Source organism: Streptomyces sp. NBC_00859, from assembly GCF_045161865.1.
Classification (GTDB): Bacteria; Actinomycetota; Actinomycetes; order Streptomycetales; family Streptomycetaceae; genus Streptomyces.
This window is the reverse complement of record NZ_CP108826.1, coordinates 4,846,317-4,863,103: the sequence shown is the minus strand read 5'-3', so window position 1 is coordinate 4,863,103 and position 16,787 is coordinate 4,846,317. Positions and strand designations below refer to the sequence as shown.

The following is a 16,787-nucleotide window of genomic DNA, read 5'->3' as shown; positions in this document are numbered from 1 at the left end:
CTCACTTGCCGAAGACCAGCATCGTCTTCTCGGTGGTGTCGCCCTTCTTGCCCCTGACCTGGCCCGACATCAGGAAGAACCGGCCGTCCTGGTAGGCGACCAGCTTCGAGTAGAAGGAGTTCTCGATGGACTGCGTCGACTCCGGGTTCTGCAGGAGCACACTCGCCTTGCCGCCCGTGGACGGGATGGAGACGACCGCGCCGCCGCCGTTGTACGAGGGCTCCTTGTACGCGATGAGGCTGGAGCCGTCCATCCGCAGCGGCAGCATCGTACGGTCGCTGCCCGCGGACACCCGCCACTTCTCCTTGCCGGTGTTCAGGTTGAACGCGACGACGGCGTTCGCACCGCTCTTCACCTGGGTCGGCAGGTACAGCGTGTTGGCGTCGGCCGCCGTGCCGACACAGCCCTGGAGGTCACGGTCGATGATCGACAGGCCGCACTCGGGCTGGAAGCTGTCCTTGGTGGTCAGCTGGGAGCGCCGGGTCCCGTCGTGCTTGAGGACGGAGATGTTCCAGGACTTCTTCTTCTCGTTGGTCGAGTAGATGACCAGCGGGTCGAGCGAGTAGACCTTCTTGACCTGCCAGCCCGCGGGGAGCGGGAACGTCCACTTGGACTTGCCGGACGACGGGTCGAGCTCCTGCACCTGCTCGCTCGCGTCCGGCTGGCTGTTCTTGGTGCACGACTCGACCGCGATGAGCTTGGCGCCGCCCGCGAACGCGTCGGGCTGGCAGGCGCCGTCCATCCGGCCGAAGAGCTTGTGCCCGTCGGTGACCGAGAAGGCGCTGGAGGGCCCCATCCGGCTGGCCGTCACGGTGTTGCCCGCGATCGTCAGCTCCAGGGAGCTCATGATGTCGAAGGCGCCCTCCTGGGGGATCTGCTTCTTCCAGCCGCCCTTGCCCGCCTTGAGGTCGATGAGCTGCATCTGGTTGCAGTCGGCCTTGTCGGTGTCGTTGCTCTTGTACGCGATGACGATCTTGCCGTCGGGCGTGGACTGGCGCGGTGCGGCACAGATCGCGTGCGGCACCGGCACGCTCCACTTCTCCTTGCCGTCGTTCACCCCGTACGCGGTGACCTTCTTGTACATCGCCCGCACGACGACGTCGCCGCTGAACCACATGCCGTAGTTCTGCGCGCCGTCCTGCGGAAGTGCGACGTCATTGGTCTGCAGCCAGAGGACCTTGTCCTCACCGGCCTTGCGTCCGGCGTTGAGGTCGTCGTCGCCGGAGCGCCCGTCGCCGCTGCCGTCGCCCTGGTCGACGCTCGGAGAGGCGGTCGGCTTGCCGTCCGTGTTCCTGCTGTCGCTCGCGACCGGCTTCTTGTCGCCGTCGCCACCACCGCTGACCGCGAAGAAGACACCGACGCCGACGACGAGCAGCGCCGCGACGACTGCGCCGATGACGGCACCCGGCTTGCCCTTGAAGGGGTTCTTGCCGCCGCCCTGCGGCGGGACGGGAGCGCCGGGGAACTGCTGCTGCGGGTAGCCGTAGGGGCCCTGCTGCTGGCCGTACGGGCCCTGCGGCGGCTGGCCGTAGGGGCCGGGCTGCGGCGGCTGTCCGTACGGACCCGGCGCCTGCTGCGGGTATCCGTAGGGGCCCGACTGCGGCTGCTGCGGGGCCTGCTGGGGATATCCGTAACCGGGCTGCGGTCCGGACGGGGGTCCCTGCGGTGCGGCCGGGGGCCCCTGCGGTGCCGGCGGCTGGACCGGCGGTGTCTGGGGCGGCGGCGGCATCTGCGGCGGCTGGGACGGCGGTGTCGGGGCGCCGAAGCCACCGGCCCGAGGGTCCTGCGGGGCGCCGAAACCGCCCTGCGGCGGCTGCTGGTCGGGCGGCTGAGTCATCAGCACATACCTCTTCACGCGGGGTCCACTGCCCGACCGGCCTCCCCCGCAATTCCAGCGGCACAGGCCGCCGGAAAGGAGCGAATCGGGTGTGGATCCCGCACATCAACGTCAGTCGAGCGGGAGTTCTTTCTATCACCCGCAGAACGCCGTGAGCGGGCCCGGTCCGCCCCTGTTCCCAAGGGAGAACCGGGCCGTGATGCCCCCGTTACGCATGTCCCGCCGGCGGACTACGCGTCCTCGGCGAGCTCCAGCCAGCGCATCTCCAACTCTTCGCGCTGACCGGCCAGTTCACGCAGTTCAGCGTCCAGTTCGGCCACTTTCCCGAAGTCAGTGGCGTTCTCGGTGATCTGCGCGTGCAGCTTGCCCTCCCGGTCGGAGAACTTGTCCAGCTGCCGCTCGATCTTCTGGAGCTCCTTCTTGGCGGCGCGGCCGTCCTTGGCCGACACGGCGCCGGGCACCTCCTTGGCCGTGGACTGCACGGCGGCCGGGGTCTGCGCGTCGATCACCTGCCGGCGGCGTTCCAGGTACTCGTCGACACCGCGCGGCAGCATCCGCAGGCTCGCGTCGCCGAGCAGCGCGAAGACGCGGTCGGTGGTGCGCTCGATGAAGAACCGGTCGTGCGAGATCACGATCATCGATCCGGGCCAGCCGTCGAGGAGGTCCTCCAGCTGGGTCAGGGTCTCGATGTCCAGGTCGTTGGTCGGCTCGTCGAGGAACAGGACGTTGGGCTCGTCCATCAGCAGCCGCAGGATCTGCAGCCGGCGCCGCTCGCCGCCGGACAGGTCGCCCACCGGTGTCCACTGCTTCTCCTTGGAGAAGCCGAACTGCTCGCAGAGCTGGCCCGCGGTCATCTCGCGGCCCTTGCCGAGGTCGACCCGGTCACGTACCTGCTGCACCGCCTCGAGCACCCGCAGGGTGGGCTTGAGTTCGGCGACCTCCTGCGAGAGGTAGGCCAGCTTCACGGTCCTGCCGACGACGACCTTCCCGGCGGCGGGCTGGGCGTCTCCCTGGGTACGGGCCGCCTCGGCCAGCGCCCGCAGCAGCGAGGTCTTGCCCGCGCCGTTAACCCCCACCAGGCCGATCCGGTCGCCGGGGCCGAGCTGCCAGGTCAGGTGCTGGAGCAGCAGCTTGTCGCCGGCCCGGACGGTGACGTCCTCCAGATCGAAGACGGTCTTGCCGAGCCTGGCGTTGGCGAACTTCATCAGCTCGGATGTGTCGCGCGGCGGCGGCACGTCGGCGATGAGCTCGTTGGCGGCCTCGATGCGGTAGCGGGGCTTGGACGTACGGGCGGGGGCGCCGCGCCGCAGCCAGGCCAGCTCCTTGCGCATCAGGTTCTGCCGCTTGGACTCCTCGGTGGCCGCGATGCGTTCGCGTTCGGCCCGTGCGAAGACGTAGTCGCTGTAGCCGCCCTCGTACTCGTGGACGGCGCCGCGCTGGACGTCCCACATGCGAGTGCAGACCTGGTCCAGGAACCACCGGTCGTGGGTGACGACGACGAGTGCGGAGCGGCGGGCGCGCAGGTGACCGGCGAGCCAGGAGATGCCCTCGACGTCGAGGTGGTTGGTGGGCTCGTCGAGCACGATCAGGTCCTGCTCGGCGATGAGCAGCTTCGCCAGGGCGATCCGGCGGCGCTCGCCACCGGAGAGCGGGGCGATGACGGTGTCCAGGCCCTCGGAGAATCCGGGCAGGTCGAGCCCGCCGAAGAGCCCCGTGAGGACGTCCCTGATCTTGGCGTTGCCCGCCCACTCGTGGTCGGCGAGGTCACCGATGACCTCGTGCCGCACGGTGGCCTGCGGGTCGAGGGAGTCGTGCTGGGTGAGGACGCCGCTGCGCAGGCCGCCGTTGTGGGTGACGCGGCCGGTGTCGGGCTCCTCCAGCCTGGCGAGCATCCGGATCAGGGTCGTCTTGCCGTCCCCGTTGCGCCCGACGACGCCGATGCGGTCGCCCTCGGAGACGCCGAGGGAGACACCGTCCAGCAGGGCACGGGTGCCGTAGACCTTGCTGACGGCCTCGACATTGACGAGGTTGACGGCCATTGACGCTCCTGGGACGGGGGTGATCGATCTCCCAGGGTACGGCGCGGCGGGAGGGCTCCTTGCGACACCTCCCACACTCGCGTACGTTTTCCTGTACGTACAGCTTTCTGTACAACCCAGGAAGGCGGACACCATGCGAACCATGACCTACACGGAGTCACGGGCGAAATATGCCGAAACGCTTAATGCGGTGGTCGACGACCGCGAGGAGGTCATAGTGACTCGCGCCGGGCACGATCCAGTCGTGATCGTCGCTCTCGACGAGTACGAGTCACTGAAGGAGACGGCCTACCTGCTCCGGAGTCCGGCGAACGCCCGACGCCTGCTGGCGTCGATCGAGCGCCTGGAAGACGGCGGTGGCACTGCGCGGGAGCCGGTCGAGTGAAGTTCGTCTGGGACGAATCCGCCTGGGAGGACTACGTCTGGTGGCAGGCCCAGGACCGGAAGATCCTCAAGCGCATCAACGCCCTGTTGCAGGACATCGCCCGCAACGGCAACGAGGGCATCGGCAAGCCGGAGCCCCTGAAACACGGGTTCCAGGGGTACTGGTCCCGCCGCATCACCGAAGAGCACCGGCTGATCTGCAAGGTGGTCGACGAAGAGGTCCGGATCGCCGCCTGCCGCTACCGCTACGGGCACTGACCGGGCTCCCGCACCACCGTCGCCCCCGCCACCCCGGACACCGCGGCCCGAGCGGACCGGCACGTCCCCGATGCCACCAGCTCCGCCGCGATCCGCTCGGCCGCGTCCGCGTCCTTCGCCAGGAACGCCGTCGTCGGGCCGGAGCCGGAGACGAGCGCGGCCAGTGCCCCGGCCGCGGTGCCTGCCGCGAGCGTGTCCGCCAGGGAGGAGCGCAGCGAGAGCGCCGCCGGCTGGAGGTCGTTGGACAGGGCGCCCGCCAGGGCCACGGTGTCGCCGGTGCGCAGCGCCTCGATCAGCGCGGGTGACGCCTGGGGCGGGCCCGCGTCCGGGGTGAGGCGGTCGAACTCGCGGAAGACCGTCGGGGTGGAGAGGCCGCCGTCGGCCATCGCGAAGACCCAGTGGAAGGCGCCGCCCGTCTCCAGTGGTGTCAGCTGCTCGCCCCTGCCGGTGCCGAGCGCCGCTCCGCCTACCAGGCTGAAGGGCACATCGCTTCCCAACTCGGCGCAGATGTCGAGGAGTTCATCGCGGGATGCCCCCGTGGACCAGAGTGCTTCGCAGGCCAGCAGGGCGCCGGCTCCGTCGGCACTGCCGCCCGCCATGCCGCCGGCGACCGGGATGTCCTTGTCGATGTGCAGGTGCACGCCGGGCGCGATGCCGTGGCGGGCGGCGAGCAGTTCGGCCGCCCGCGCGGCCAGGTTCGTACGGTCCAGCGGGACCAGGTCGGCGCCGGGGCCGGTGCAGGTGATGCGCAGGGTGTCGGCGGGGGTGGCGGTGACCTCGTCGTACAGCGAGACCGCGAGGAAGACGTTGGCCAGGTCGTGGAAGCCGTCGGGGCGGGCGCCGCCCACCGCGAGCTGCACGTTGACCTTGGCGGGGACGCGGACGGTCACGCCCGTCGCACCGTCGTGGACCGTCATACCTTGCCCTCCGCGATCCGGGCGAACTCCTCCACCGTCAGCGACTCGCCGCGCGCCTGCGGGGAGATCCCGGCGGCGACCAGCGCAGCCTCGGCCGCCGGCGCCGACCCGGCCCAGCCCGCGAGCGCGGCCCGCAGGGTCTTGCGGCGCTGCGCGAACGCCGCGTCGACGACCGCGAAGACCTCGTCCCTGGTAGCCGTCGTCCTGATCGGTTCGGTGCGCCGGACCAGCGACACCAGGCCCGAGTCGACGTTGGGTGCGGGCCAGAACACATTGCGGCCGATGGAGCCGGCCCGTTTGACGTGCGCGTACCAGTTGGCCTTCACCGACGGCACGCCGTACACCTTGTTGCCCGGCTCGGCCGCCAGCCGGTCGGCGACCTCCGCCTGGACCATCACCAGCGTCCGCTCGATCGAGGGGAAACGGGCCAGCATCGTCAGCAGGACCGGGACGGCCACGTTGTAGGGGAGGTTCGCGACCAGCGCCGTGGGCGGCGGTCCCGGCAGTTCGGTGACCTGCATCGCGTCGGAGTGGACGAGCGTGAAGCGGTCGGCGCGTGCGGGCAGCCTGGCCTCTACGGTCGCGGGCAGCGCGCCGGCCAGCACGTCGTCGATCTCGACGGCCACCAGCCGGTCGGCCGCTTCGAGGAGCGCCAGGGTCAGCGATCCGAGGCCGGGGCCGACCTCGACGACGACGTCGTCCCGGGTCACCTCGGCCGTCCGCACGATCCTGCGCACCGTGTTGGCGTCGATGACGAAGTTCTGGCCGCGCTGCTTGGTCGGGCGTACGCCGAGCGCGGTGGCCAGTTCGCGGATGTCGGCGGGGCCCAGAAGGGCGTCGGAGACTTCGGAGGCCTCGGGTTCAGTGCTGCTCACCCGTAAAGCCTACGGCCGTGGCGGGTGCCCCGGGTTCGCACCGGACGTCACACGGCGCGGCCGTCCAGGCCGAACGCCCGGACCGCGTTGTCCATGACGGCCGCTGCCAGAGCGTCCTCACCGATGTCCTTCACCGCGGCCATCGCCCGGACCGTCACCGGAATGAGATACGGCGCATTGGGCCGTCCCCTATAGGGGGCGGGTGTGAGGAAAGGGGCGTCCGTTTCCACGAGTACGAGATCGAGCGGGGCCACGGCGAGTGCGTCGCGCAGCGGCTGGGCGTTCTTGAACGTCACGTTTCCCGCGAAGGACATGAAATAGCCGCGGGCCGCGCACACTTCGGCCATTTCCGCGTCACCGGAATAGCAGTGGAATACGGTGCGGTCCGGCGCCCCTTCCTCCTCCAGAATGCGGAGTACGTCGGCGTGGGCCTCCCTGTCGTGAATAACCAGCGCTTTCCCGTGCCTTTTCGCCATTTCGATGTGCGCCCGGAACGAACGTTCCTGGGCGGCCATGCCTTCCGGCCCGGTACGGAACCGGTCGAGGCCGGTCTCACCGACGGCCCGCACCTGCGGGAGGCCGGCCAGCCGGTCGATCTCGCCGAGGGCCTCGTCGAGGGCGCCGTCCCCGCCGGCCGTCCGCGCCCCCTGCTTCGACCAGCCGTCGTCGTCCCCCAGCACGATGCGGGGCGCTTCGTTCGGGTGCAGGGCGACCGCGGCGTGCACGTTCTCGTACGCGGCGGCCGTCTCGGCCGCCCAGCGGGAGCCCTTCAGGTCGCACCCCACCTGGACCACGGTGGTCACTCCGACCGACGAGGCGCTGGCCAGAGCCTCGTCCACGGTGGTGGCCTGCATGTCCAGGTGGGTGTGCGAGTCGGCCACCGGCACGGCGAGCGGTGCGGGCAGCGGCGGCGCAGTGTCCTTGCTCATGGCGCCCGATCCTATGGGGGCGCCTCCCGGCCCAGCGGAACCGGGGAGGGCCGCCCCGGGCGGCTCAGCTGCGGTGGAGCAGCCGGCTACCGGCGGTGGAAGGGGTGCAGCAGGTCCCGGAGCTGCCAGTGCCGGGGTTCGGCGCCGGCGGAGGTCGCCCCGCCCGCGGGTGGAGCGGGGACCGGTTCCGGCCCGGCCGCGGCCTTCGCCGTACGCCCGGTGCCGGTCCTGTGGGGTGCGGTACCGGCGGTGGACGTGACGCTCGCCGGGTAATGAAGCAGATTCTGCACCGAGGAGACGCGCCCCGACCCCATGATCCGTACGACGTTTCCGCCGCAGTTGAGACAGCTCGGATGGGAAAGCGGCGACGGTACGCGCGCGCCGTCGGCCCGGTAGACGACAAAAGCCTGGCCGGACGCGTCGACGTGGTGCTCTATTTCGTACGCCTGTTCCCAGCCGTGCCCGCACCGCATACAGGCGAAGGAATACGCCTCGTGGACGGTGCTTTCGACGATCTCACTCATGCCAGCTCCTCTTGCCCGAAGGACAAGCCTTCCGTGGGACGAATCCGTCCCACTTCCAGTGGACGCCTGCGGCACTCGGAATGCATCAGGGGCTGCCGACTATTGGACCGCTTTTGGCCTCGCCGTGGCCAAAGGACCCACGATCACGTTGCCCGCTTTGCCATTCACGCGGTTCCTTTACTTTCCGGTGGCACGCGGCCGCCGTCCGCCGCGCGGGCCGCGTTCTTCGCCGCGACCACCGCGTCGAACACCTCGCGCTTGGGCAGCCCCGCGTCGGCGGCGACCGCGGCGATCGCCTCCTTGCGCCGCTCCCCCGCCTCCTCGCGCACCTGAACCCTGCGCACCAGCTCGGCGGGGTCGAGCTCCAGCGGCCCGGTGTCGGGGGCGCCCTCGACGACGACGGTGATCTCGCCCCTCACGCCCTCCGCCGCCCACTCGGCGAGCGCCTTCAGCGGTCCGCGCTTCACTTCCTCGTACGTCTTGGTCAGCTCGCGGCAGACCGCCGCCCTGCGCTCGTCGCCGAAGGCCTCCGCCATCGCGGCGAGCGTGTCGTCGAGGCGGTGCGGGGCCTCGAAGTACACGAGCGTCCGGCGCTCGTCCGCGACCTCGCGGAGCCTGCCGAGCCGCTCGCCCGCCTTGCGCGGCAGGAAGCCCTCGAAGCAGAAGCGGTCCACCGGGAGCCCGGAGAGCGCCAGCGCCGTCAGTACGGCGGACGGCCCGGGGACCGCCGTGACCTTGATGTCGTTCTCGACGCACGCGGCGACCAGCCGGTAGCCGGGGTCGGAGACCGACGGCATCCCCGCGTCGGTCACCAGCAGCACCCGCGCCCCGCCGGTCAGCGCCTCGACCAGTTCCGGCGTACGGGCGGTCTCATTGCCCTCGAAGTACGAGACGACACGCCCCGTGGTGTGGACGCCGAGCGCCTGGGTGAGCCTCCGCAGCCGCCTGGTGTCCTCGGCCGCGACGACATCGGCCGTCTCCAGCTCCCTGGCGAGCCGGGGCGGCGCGTCCGACACGTCACCGATGGGGGTCCCTGCGAGTACCAGCATTCCTGTCACGACTCCATTCTCCCAGCCCCGCGCACGCCACTCACACAGCCGGGTTCCCTACGATGGCGCGGTGACGAGTACAGCGCCTCAAGCCCTGAAGGGCCAAGACCCCGGGGAACAGCCGCCCGCCTGGGGGCGCAGGCTGCGCCGGTTCGGGTACGCGGGCCCGCGCGAAACGGGTCTGCGCGAGCGGCTGGTGCCGCCGTACGCCCCGCCGGGCCGGCAGGTGTGGGGCGTGCTCGGCCTCTCCCCCGCCGTGGCCGGGCGGTTGCTGCGCTGGTCGGCCTGGGGCGGTCCGCTCCTTGTCACGCTGGTCGCCGGGGTGCTGCGCTTCTGGAATCTCGGCAGCCCGCACGCCGTGATATTCGATGAGACGTATTACGCGAAGGACGCCTGGGCCCTGGTCCACCAGGGGTACGAGGGCCACTGGCCGGACGACATCAACAACGCGATCCTGGCCGATCCTTCCCGGGTCTCGGTGCCGTCCGATCCCGGCTATGTGGTGCACCCGCCGGTGGGCAAGTGGCTCATCGGCATCGGCGAGCACTTCTTCGGGTTCACACCGTTCGGCTGGCGCTTCATGACCGCGCTGCTCGGCACGCTCTCGGTGCTGATGATCTGCCGGATCGGCAGGCGGCTGCTGCGCTCGACGTTCCTGGGATGCCTGGCCGGCCTGCTGCTGGCGGTCGACGGCCTGCACTTCGTGATGAGCCGCACCTCGCTCCTCGACCTCATCGTGATGTTCTTCGTCGTGGCGTCCTTCGGGGCGCTGCTGATCGACCGGGACAGAAGCCGGGCCCGGCTCGCCGCCGCGCTGCCGGTGGGCGAGGAGGGCGGGCTGCGGCCCGACAGCGGTATCGCGAGCTCGCTGCGGCTCGGGGTGCGGCCCTGGCGGGTCGCCGGCGGCGTACTGCTCGGCCTGGCCGCCGCCACCAAGTGGAACGGCCTGTACGTCCTGGTCTTCTTCGCGGTCATGTCGGTGCTGTGGGACGTGGGCGCGCGCCGCACGGCGGGCTCCGTACGCCCGTACCGGGCCGTCCTGCGCCACGATGTGCTGCCGGCCTTCGTCTCGACGGTGCCGGTCGCCGTGGTGACGTACCTGCTGTCCTGGACCGGCTGGTTCGTGACCAAGGGCGGCTACTTCCGCGACTGGGCGAACCACCGCGCGGGCCTCTCCCCCGACCACGTCAAACTGCCGGTGCTCGGCACGGTCCATCTGCCGCAGTTCGGCATGAGCTGGGTCCCGGCGCCGCTGCGGAGCTTCTGGCACTATGAGGCCGAGGTCTACAGCTTCCACGTCAATCTGACCGAGGGGCACCAGTACCAGTCGAACCCGTGGAGCTGGCTCGTGGTGGGCCGCCCCGTCTCGTACTTCTACGAGTCCCCCAAGCCGGGCGTCGACGGCTGCCCGCAGGGCACCGAGAGCTGCGCCCGCGAGGTGCTGGCGATCGGCACCCCGCTGCTCTGGTGGGCGGCGTGCTTCGCGGTCCTCTACATCCTGTGGCGCTGGGCCTTCCGCAGGGACTGGCGGGCCGGGGCCATCGTGTGCGGGGTCGCGGCCGGGTACCTGCCGTGGTTCATGTACCAGCAGCGGACGATCTTCTTCTTCTACGCGGTCGTCTTCGTGCCGTTCCTGTGCCTGGCCGTCGCCATGATGATCGGCGCGATCCTGGGGCCGCCCGGGTCGAGCGAACGGCGCAGAGCCGTGGGAGCGGTCGGCGCGGGTGTGCTGGTGCTGCTGATCGTGTGGAACTTCATTTATTTCTGGCCCCTGTTCACCGGAGACGCGATCCCGCTGAGCCAGTGGAACAACCGGATGTGGCTGAGCACCTGGATCTGACCCCGGAGCCACGCCGCCCCCGATTCCCGCAACTCCCGGCTGTGGTACGGCCCATGGTCCCGGTCGGGTAACGGGCACCCCTGATGACTCTCAGGTCCCGTAGGCTGCCGAGCGTAACTCTCTTGAACATGTTCAAGAGACTCCTGGGGAGGGGACGCGGTAGTGCGTAACGGGGCAAAGATAGGCATAGTCGGCGGGGTGTTCGCGGTCGTGGTCGGCGGGGTCGGCTACGGCGCCTACAACCTGTGGAACGGGCTGAACGGTTCGGGCGGCGGGGGCAGCGGTCCCACGGGGACGACTCAGGCCGCGCCCGCCCGCACCGGCCCGCCGACCGCGGACGAGATCAGCGGTGCGGCGAAGGCTTTCCTCGCCGCCTGGGCGAAGGGCGACGCGGACGCCGCGTCGCAGCTGACCGACAACGCGGCGGACGCGCAGCCTCTGCTGGCCGGTTACCGCGAGGATGCGCACGTCACGCGGGTGGTCCTGACCCCCGGCGCGGCCTCGGGTGCGAAGGTGCCGTTCACGGTGAAGGCCACCGTCTCCTACAAGGGCGAGACCAAGCCCTGGTCGTACACGTCCTCGCTGAGCGTCGTACGGGGGGTGACTACCGGCCGGGCCCTGGTGGACTGGGAACCGTCGGTCGTCCACCCGGACCTGAAGAAGGGCGAGACGCTCACCACGGGTGAGGCGCGGTCCGCGCCCATCAAGGCGGTCGACCACAACGGGACCGAGCTGACGAAGGAGAAGTACCCGTCACTCGGGCCGGTCCTGGACGCGCTGCGCCAGAAGTACGGCGACAAGGCGGGCGGCAGGCCGGGCATCGAGACGTACATCGGGGCCGACGGCTCCGCGGACAGCACCGCCCCGGCCAAGACCCTGCTGACCCTCTCGAAGGGCACCCCCGCGCTGCTGCACACCACGCTCGACGCGCGGGCGCAGGCGGCGGCCGAGGTGGCGGTGAAGAGGTTCAGCGAGTCGTCGGTGGTGGCGGTCAGGCCGAGCACCGGTGAGATTCGCGCGATCGCCAACAACCGTGACGACGCGTTCAACGCGGCGACGCAGGGCAAGCTCGCACCCGGCTCCACGATGAAGATCATGACCGCCGCGATGCTCATCAACAACGGTCTGGCATCCGAGAACAGCCCCCTGCTCTGCGAGCCGTCGGTCGTGTGGCAGGGGCAGACCTTCCACAACCTGGACAACTTCTCCATCCCCGGCGGCACCATGGCGAAGGCCTTCGCCCGCTCGTGCAACACCGCCTTCATCAAGCCGGTCGGCAAGCTCCACGACCGCGGTATCGCTGACACGGCGCTGCCGGACACGGCGAAGAAGTACTTCGGTATCGGCGCGGTCTGGAACGTCGGCATCCCGACCTTCGACGGCAGCGTGCCGCAGACGACCGGACCCAACACCGCGGCGGCGATGATCGGCCAGGGGCTGGTCCAGATGAACCCGCTCAACATGGCGTCCGTCACCGCCACCGCCCGCAGCGGCGCCTTCCACCAGCCGGTGATCGTGCCCGGGTCGCTGCGGGACGGGGACACAGCCACCGCGCAGCCCCTCCCGGCCGGCACCGCGCAGCAGTTGCGGGACATGATGCACACGACGGCGACAGCGGGGTACGGGACGGGCACCGCTGCGATGTCCGGGGTCGGCGGGTACAAGGGCGCCAAGACCGGCTCGGCCGAGGTCGACGCCCAGGGCAAGTCCAACAGCTGGTTCACCGGGTTCAGCGACGACCTGGCCGCGGCCGCGGTCGTCCAGTCCGGCGGCCACGGTGGGGATGCCGCAGGCCCGGTGGTCGCAGCGGTGCTGGCGGCGGGTTCCTGAGCCTGTCCCGGTGGGGTGGGTTCCTGGTGGGGTGAGCTCCTGGTGGGGCGAGAGTTCCCCGTGGGGTGGGTTCCCGGTGGGGCGAGAGTTCCCCGTGGGGTGGGTTCCCGGTGGGGCGAGAGTTCCCCGTGGGGTGGGTTCCCGGTGGGGCGAGTCCTGATCAGGTGAATGAGGCAAGCGCCTCGTGAGGCAATCGCCCGTGGGGGCAAGCGCCCGCGGGGCGGGGCGAACTCATGGGTCAGGGCCGGTCCCCCCGGGGTCCGCCAGCCTCCTCCGGGGCCTCCACCGAGGTCTCCGGAGGGATCTCCGGAGGGATCTCCGGAGGGATCTCCGCCGAGGCCTCGGGAGGGATCTCCCCCCGGAGCTCCGCCGATTCCTCCTCCGGCTCCTCCGGCGTGCGTTCGCGCAGGAGTTGGAGGAACGCGCGAGCCGCCGGTGAGGGCGCGGAGGCGAGCCAGACCGCGCGCACCGTTCGCGGCGGGACGCCCGTCATCGCCACCGCGCTCACCCCTGGCATGCCCGCGGCCGTGGCTGCGGGCACCAGACCGATACCGAGGCCGCGCCCCACGAGCTGTTCGAGCAACGCCATGGTGTCGGCCTCGTACGCGACGGTACGGGTGGCCCCGGCCGCCGCGAACGCCGCGTCGTTGTGCCCCCGGATACCGGAGCCCGGCGGCATGTCGACCATGTCCTCTTCGGCCAGCCGGCCCGGCGCGACCTCTGCGGCCCCGGCCAGCCGGTGTCCGTGCGGGACGATCGCGACCAGATCCTCGTACGCGAGCACCCGCCCGGCCAGCCCGGCAGGGGGCGCCCCTGGACGGGTGTCGACGAACGCCAGGTCGAAGACGTGGTCGCGCACCTGCTGCAGCAGGTCCCGGACCGGCCGGGCGCAGAGTGTGACGTGCACGGCGGGATACCGGTCCCGGTAGGTGGCGAGCAGGTCGGGCAGGTCCACCGCGGTGAGCGGGGTAATGGTGCCGATGCTCAGCCGGCCGCGTACCTGGCTGCCGCAGGCCGCCACCTCGTCGCGGGCCCGTTCGACGGCGGCCAGGGCCTCGCGGGCCGGGCCGAGGAACGCCTCTCCGGCCGCGGTGACCCGCACCCGGCGGCTGGTGCGCTCGAAGAGCAGGGTGCCCAACTCGCTCTCCAGACGGGCGATCTGGTGGCTCAGCGCGGACTGGACCACGAAGCAGCGGTGGGCGGCGCGGGTGAAGCTGCCGGTCTCGGCGACAGCGACGGCATAGGTGAGCTGACGGAGTTCCACTCACCCATCCTGCCACCGGCGCACGTCATCCATCGCGTTCCGAGATGGCTCGCATGACAACCATCTGTTGGATTCATCTGCCCTGGCCGGGGAGCATGAACGCGAGTCCGGACCGGTCGGCGCCGAGGGCGCCGGGACACGGTTCGCGGTCAGTGAACTCCCGGAAGGAATCGGACGTGGCCACCTCCCCTGCTTCCTCAGCCGCACACCCCCCGTCCACCGCGGGCGCTCCCCCGTTCCGTGCGGGCGCCGCCACCGACGACGGCCCGGGACGCGGCACGGTCGTGCTGATGTCCGTGGCCGTCGGACTGTGTGTGGCGAGCAACTACTACGCCCAGCCCCTGCTGGACACCATCGCCCGGGATCTGCGGCTGTCCGCCGCCTCCGCCGCGCTGGTGGTGACGGTTGCCCAGGTCGGCTACGCGCTGGGGCTTGTCCTCGTACTGCCACTGGGTGACCTGCTGGAACGCCGCCGGCTGGTGTGCGGCCTGACCCTGGCCACTGCGTGCTCCCTCGCACTGACCGCGGTCGCCCCCAATGCCGGGCTGCTGCTGGCCGGCACCGCGCTGACCGGCTTGCTGTCGGTGACCGCGCAGGTGCTCGTGCCGTTCGCCGCCGATCTGGCCGCGCCACACTGTCGCGGCCGGATCGTGGGGACGGTGATGAGCGGGCTGGTGCTCGGCATGCTGCTCGCCCGTACCGCGTCCGGCGCCCTGGCATCGGTCGGCGGCTGGCGCACGGTGTACTGGGCCGCGGCCGCGGCGATGGTCCTCCTGGCCGCCGCCCTGCACCGGGCGCTGCCCCAGTACCGCGGAAGGGCGGGCCTGCACTACGGACAGCTGCTGCGCTCGACCGCACGGCTGCTCGTCGAGGAACCGGTGCTGCGCGCAAGGGCCTTGATCGGCCTGCTGGCCTTCGCCTGCTTCAGCGCGCTGTGGACGTCGCTGGCCTTCCTGCTCTCCGGACCGGCCTACGGCTGGTCGGACGGCGAGATCGGACTGCTGGGGCTGGCCGGTGCAGCGGGCGCTGTCGCCGCCCAGCTCGCCGGGCGGCTGGCGGACCGCGGACGTACCACGCAGACCACGATGGTCAGCGCGCTGCTGCTGCTCGGCTCCTGGGGGCTGCTGGCCGCGGGAGGGCACCAACTGGCCATGCTGATCGCCGGCATCGTGCTGCTGGACCTGGCGCACCAGGGCGTGCACATCACCAACCAGTCGCTGATCTACGCCCTGCGCCCGGACGCACGCGGCCGTATCACCTCGGCGTACATGACGTGCTACTTCGTCGGCGGGGCGATCGGCTCGGCCCTGGTCGGGGTGGTCCACGCCCACGCGGGCTGGAACGGGGTGTGCGTGCTCGGCGCCGTGCTCGCCCTGCTGCTGTGCGTGGCCGGCGCCGCGGATACCGACGGCGTGCGGAGCCGGTGGCAGCGGCAGGCCCGGCTGCGGGAGGTGTGGGCCGTGCCGTGCGCCAGTGTGCTGGCCTTCGCCGCGCTCGTGCTCATCGCCCTGGCGGTACGCCTCACCACGTGATGTCCGGCCCCTTGATGTCCCACCCAGTGCCTGATCAGGGAGCGGCATCAACCGGGTCGCGTGGTGCGTACACCGGACGTTAGCGTTGCGGGCCATGAGCACTTCCGAACCCACTGTCAATCCCCGGTTCGCCGAGGCGCTGCGCGAACTGGGCCTGGAGGTCGAGGTCCGCGGCTTTCCCGAGGCGACGCGGACAGCCGCCGAAGCGGCGGCCGCGGTCGGCTGCGAACTGAGCGCGATCGTCAAGTCACTGATCTTCGAGGCGGACGGGGCACCCGTCCTGGTCCTGGTGGACGGGGCGTCCCGCGTCGATGTCGGCCTCGTACGGGAGGTGCTCGGCGCGGAGCAGGTCAAGCGCGCCGACGCCGGACTCGTCCGGGAGACCACCGGGTACGCGATCGGCGGCGTGCCGCCCTTCGGCCACCGCAACCGCACCCGCGTCGTCGCCGACCGGGGCCTGCTGGAACACGGCATCGTCTGGGCCGCCGCGGGCACCCCGCACACGGTCTTCGCCCTGGAGCCGAAGTCGGTGGTCGAGTACGCGGGCGCCACTCTCGCCGATGTCCGGGAGTCAGCCGCGTGACTCCGACGGTCATCGTCGCGGTCGTCATCGCCGCGATAACGCACGCCAGCTGGAACGCCATCGCCCACCACATCAAGGATCAGCTGGCCTCCTTCACGCTGATCTCCGCTGGAGGACTGCTGGTCGGTGCGCTGGCCGCGCCGTTCGTCCCCTTCCCGGCGGCCGCCGCGTGGCCGTATCTGCTCGTATCGGCGGCGCTTCACGTCACGTACATGCTGTTGCTGATGCGGTCGTTCACCCTCGGCGACTTCGGCCAGATGTACCCGATCGCACGCGGTACGGCGCCCCTGGTGGTGACCGTGCTGGCCGCGGTCTTCGTCCATGAGATCCCGAACGGCTGGCAGCTGGCGGGGGTGGTGGTGGCCTGCGCCGGACTCGTCGGTGTGGCCCTCTGGGGCCTGAAGGGGGCGCGTCCGCAATGGCCCGCGATCGTCGCCGCTCTGGCCACCGGCCTGGCCATCGCCTCGTACACCACGGTCGACGGCGTCGGCGTCCGTGACTCGGGCTCCTCGCTCGGGTACATCGCCTGGCTGATGATCCTGGAGGGCGTCGCCATCCCGGCGTACGCGGCCTACCGCCGCCGGGGCCAACTGGTCGCCCAGCTCCGCCCTTACGCCACTCGCGGTCTGGTCGGCGGTGTGATGTCGGTGGTCGCCTACGGCCTGGTCCTGTGGGCCCAGACGCGCGCGCCGCTGGCCCCGATCGCCGCGCTGCGTGAGTCGTCGATCATCGTGGGAGCGGCGATCGGCGCGCTCTTCTTCAAGGAGAAGTTCGGCGCACCGAGAATCGCGGCGGCCGGGCTGATGGTGGTCGGTATCGGGCTGATGCTGCATACGGCTTAGGGGTTCGCGGGAGCTCGCGGGAGTTCTCGGGAGCTCGCGGGAGCTCTCGGGAGCCGACCGGTCCGGGCGCCGCGAGGGCTTCGC

15 protein-coding genes are annotated in these 16,787 nt (G+C 71.0%); 7 read left to right on the top strand and 8 right to left on the bottom strand.

From position 1 onward, the window contains the following. Window position 1: 1 nt before the first annotated feature. Complete coding sequence (locus tag OG584_RS21270; RefSeq protein ID WP_405780056.1) at window positions 2-1,837, bottom strand: PQQ-binding-like beta-propeller repeat protein; 1,836 nt, start codon at window positions 1,835-1,837, stop codon at window positions 2-4. Window positions 1,838-2,067: 230 nt separating this feature from the next. Beyond that, the gene (locus OG584_RS21265) at window positions 2,068-3,876 is read right to left on the bottom strand and encodes an ABC-F family ATP-binding cassette domain-containing protein (RefSeq protein WP_405780054.1); all 1,809 of its coding nucleotides are present in this window, start codon (window positions 3,874-3,876) and stop codon (window positions 2,068-2,070) included. 133 nt (window positions 3,877-4,009) lie between these two features. Here OG584_RS21265 and OG584_RS21260 point away from each other — a divergent pair, with 133 nt between their 5' ends. Both OG584_RS21260 and OG584_RS21255 read left to right on the top strand, forming a co-directional pair. Then, window positions 4,010-4,261 carry a type II toxin-antitoxin system Phd/YefM family antitoxin gene (locus OG584_RS21260; protein ID WP_405784206.1) on the top strand — a complete coding sequence of 84 codons (252 nt, stop codon included), beginning with the start codon at window positions 4,010-4,012 and terminating at the stop codon, window positions 4,259-4,261. After that, a complete protein-coding gene (locus OG584_RS21255; RefSeq protein WP_405780053.1) occupies window positions 4,258-4,518 on the top strand; it encodes a Txe/YoeB family addiction module toxin in 261 nt (86 codons plus the stop codon). The genes OG584_RS21260 and OG584_RS21255 overlap by 4 nt, the downstream gene beginning before the upstream one ends. Here the strand turns inward: OG584_RS21255 and OG584_RS21250 are convergent. The 5 genes from OG584_RS21250 to rsmI all read right to left on the bottom strand — a co-directional run bounded on the left by OG584_RS21250 (window position 4,506) and on the right by rsmI (window position 8,821). Further along, window positions 4,506-5,435 carry a 4-(cytidine 5'-diphospho)-2-C-methyl-D-erythritol kinase gene (locus tag OG584_RS21250; RefSeq protein ID WP_405780051.1) on the bottom strand — a complete coding sequence of 310 codons (930 nt, stop codon included), beginning with the start codon at window positions 5,433-5,435 and terminating at the stop codon, window positions 4,506-4,508. The two genes, OG584_RS21255 and OG584_RS21250, sit on opposite strands and share 13 nt — an antisense overlap. Next, window positions 5,432-6,310 (bottom strand): 16S rRNA (adenine(1518)-N(6)/adenine(1519)-N(6))-dimethyltransferase RsmA, encoded by an 879-nt coding sequence (gene rsmA / locus OG584_RS21245; protein WP_405780049.1) that lies wholly within the window; start codon window positions 6,308-6,310, stop codon window positions 5,432-5,434. The genes OG584_RS21250 and rsmA overlap by 4 nt, the downstream gene beginning before the upstream one ends. A 47-nt stretch (window positions 6,311-6,357) precedes the next feature. Continuing rightward, window positions 6,358-7,239 carry a TatD family hydrolase gene (locus OG584_RS21240; protein ID WP_405780048.1) on the bottom strand — a complete coding sequence of 294 codons (882 nt, stop codon included), beginning with the start codon at window positions 7,237-7,239 and terminating at the stop codon, window positions 6,358-6,360. 86 nt (window positions 7,240-7,325) lie between these two features. Then, complete coding sequence (locus OG584_RS21235) at window positions 7,326-7,763, bottom strand: hypothetical protein (protein ID WP_405780046.1); 438 nt, start codon at window positions 7,761-7,763, stop codon at window positions 7,326-7,328. A 164-nt stretch (window positions 7,764-7,927) separates the two neighbouring features. Next, on the bottom strand, window positions 7,928-8,821 hold the full coding sequence (gene rsmI / locus OG584_RS21230; RefSeq protein WP_405780044.1) for a 16S rRNA (cytidine(1402)-2'-O)-methyltransferase: 894 nt from the start codon (window positions 8,819-8,821) through the stop codon (window positions 7,928-7,930). Window positions 8,822-8,882: 61 nt separating this feature from the next. Here rsmI and OG584_RS21225 point away from each other — a divergent pair, with 61 nt between their 5' ends. Beyond that, entirely contained in the window at window positions 8,883-10,652 is a 1,770-nt protein-coding gene (locus OG584_RS21225; RefSeq protein WP_405780043.1) for a dolichyl-phosphate-mannose--protein mannosyltransferase, read from the top strand. 162 nt (window positions 10,653-10,814) lie between these two features. Continuing rightward, window positions 10,815-12,482, top strand: coding sequence for a penicillin-binding transpeptidase domain-containing protein (locus OG584_RS21220; protein ID WP_405780041.1), 1,668 nt, complete (start codon window positions 10,815-10,817; stop codon window positions 12,480-12,482). A 238-nt stretch (window positions 12,483-12,720) separates the two neighbouring features. On the opposite strand, the gene OG584_RS21215 is transcribed toward OG584_RS21220, so the two are convergent. Continuing rightward, window positions 12,721-13,746, bottom strand: a complete 1,026-nt coding sequence (locus OG584_RS21215; protein WP_405780039.1) for a LysR family transcriptional regulator — start codon at window positions 13,744-13,746, stop codon at window positions 12,721-12,723. Between the two features lie 176 nt (window positions 13,747-13,922). On the opposite strand from OG584_RS21215, the gene OG584_RS21210 reads away from it, so the two are divergent. The 3 genes from OG584_RS21210 to OG584_RS21200 all read left to right on the top strand — a co-directional run bounded on the left by OG584_RS21210 (window position 13,923) and on the right by OG584_RS21200 (window position 16,703). Next, complete coding sequence (locus tag OG584_RS21210) at window positions 13,923-15,278, top strand: MFS transporter (RefSeq protein WP_405780037.1); 1,356 nt, start codon at window positions 13,923-13,925, stop codon at window positions 15,276-15,278. Window positions 15,279-15,372: 94 nt separating this feature from the next. Further along, entirely contained in the window at window positions 15,373-15,861 is a 489-nt protein-coding gene (locus OG584_RS21205; protein ID WP_405780036.1) for a YbaK/EbsC family protein, read from the top strand. Next, window positions 15,858-16,703 (top strand): EamA family transporter, encoded by an 846-nt coding sequence (locus OG584_RS21200; protein ID WP_405780034.1) that lies wholly within the window; start codon window positions 15,858-15,860, stop codon window positions 16,701-16,703. The genes OG584_RS21205 and OG584_RS21200 overlap by 4 nt, the downstream gene beginning before the upstream one ends. Window positions 16,704-16,787: the final 84 nt, after the last annotated feature.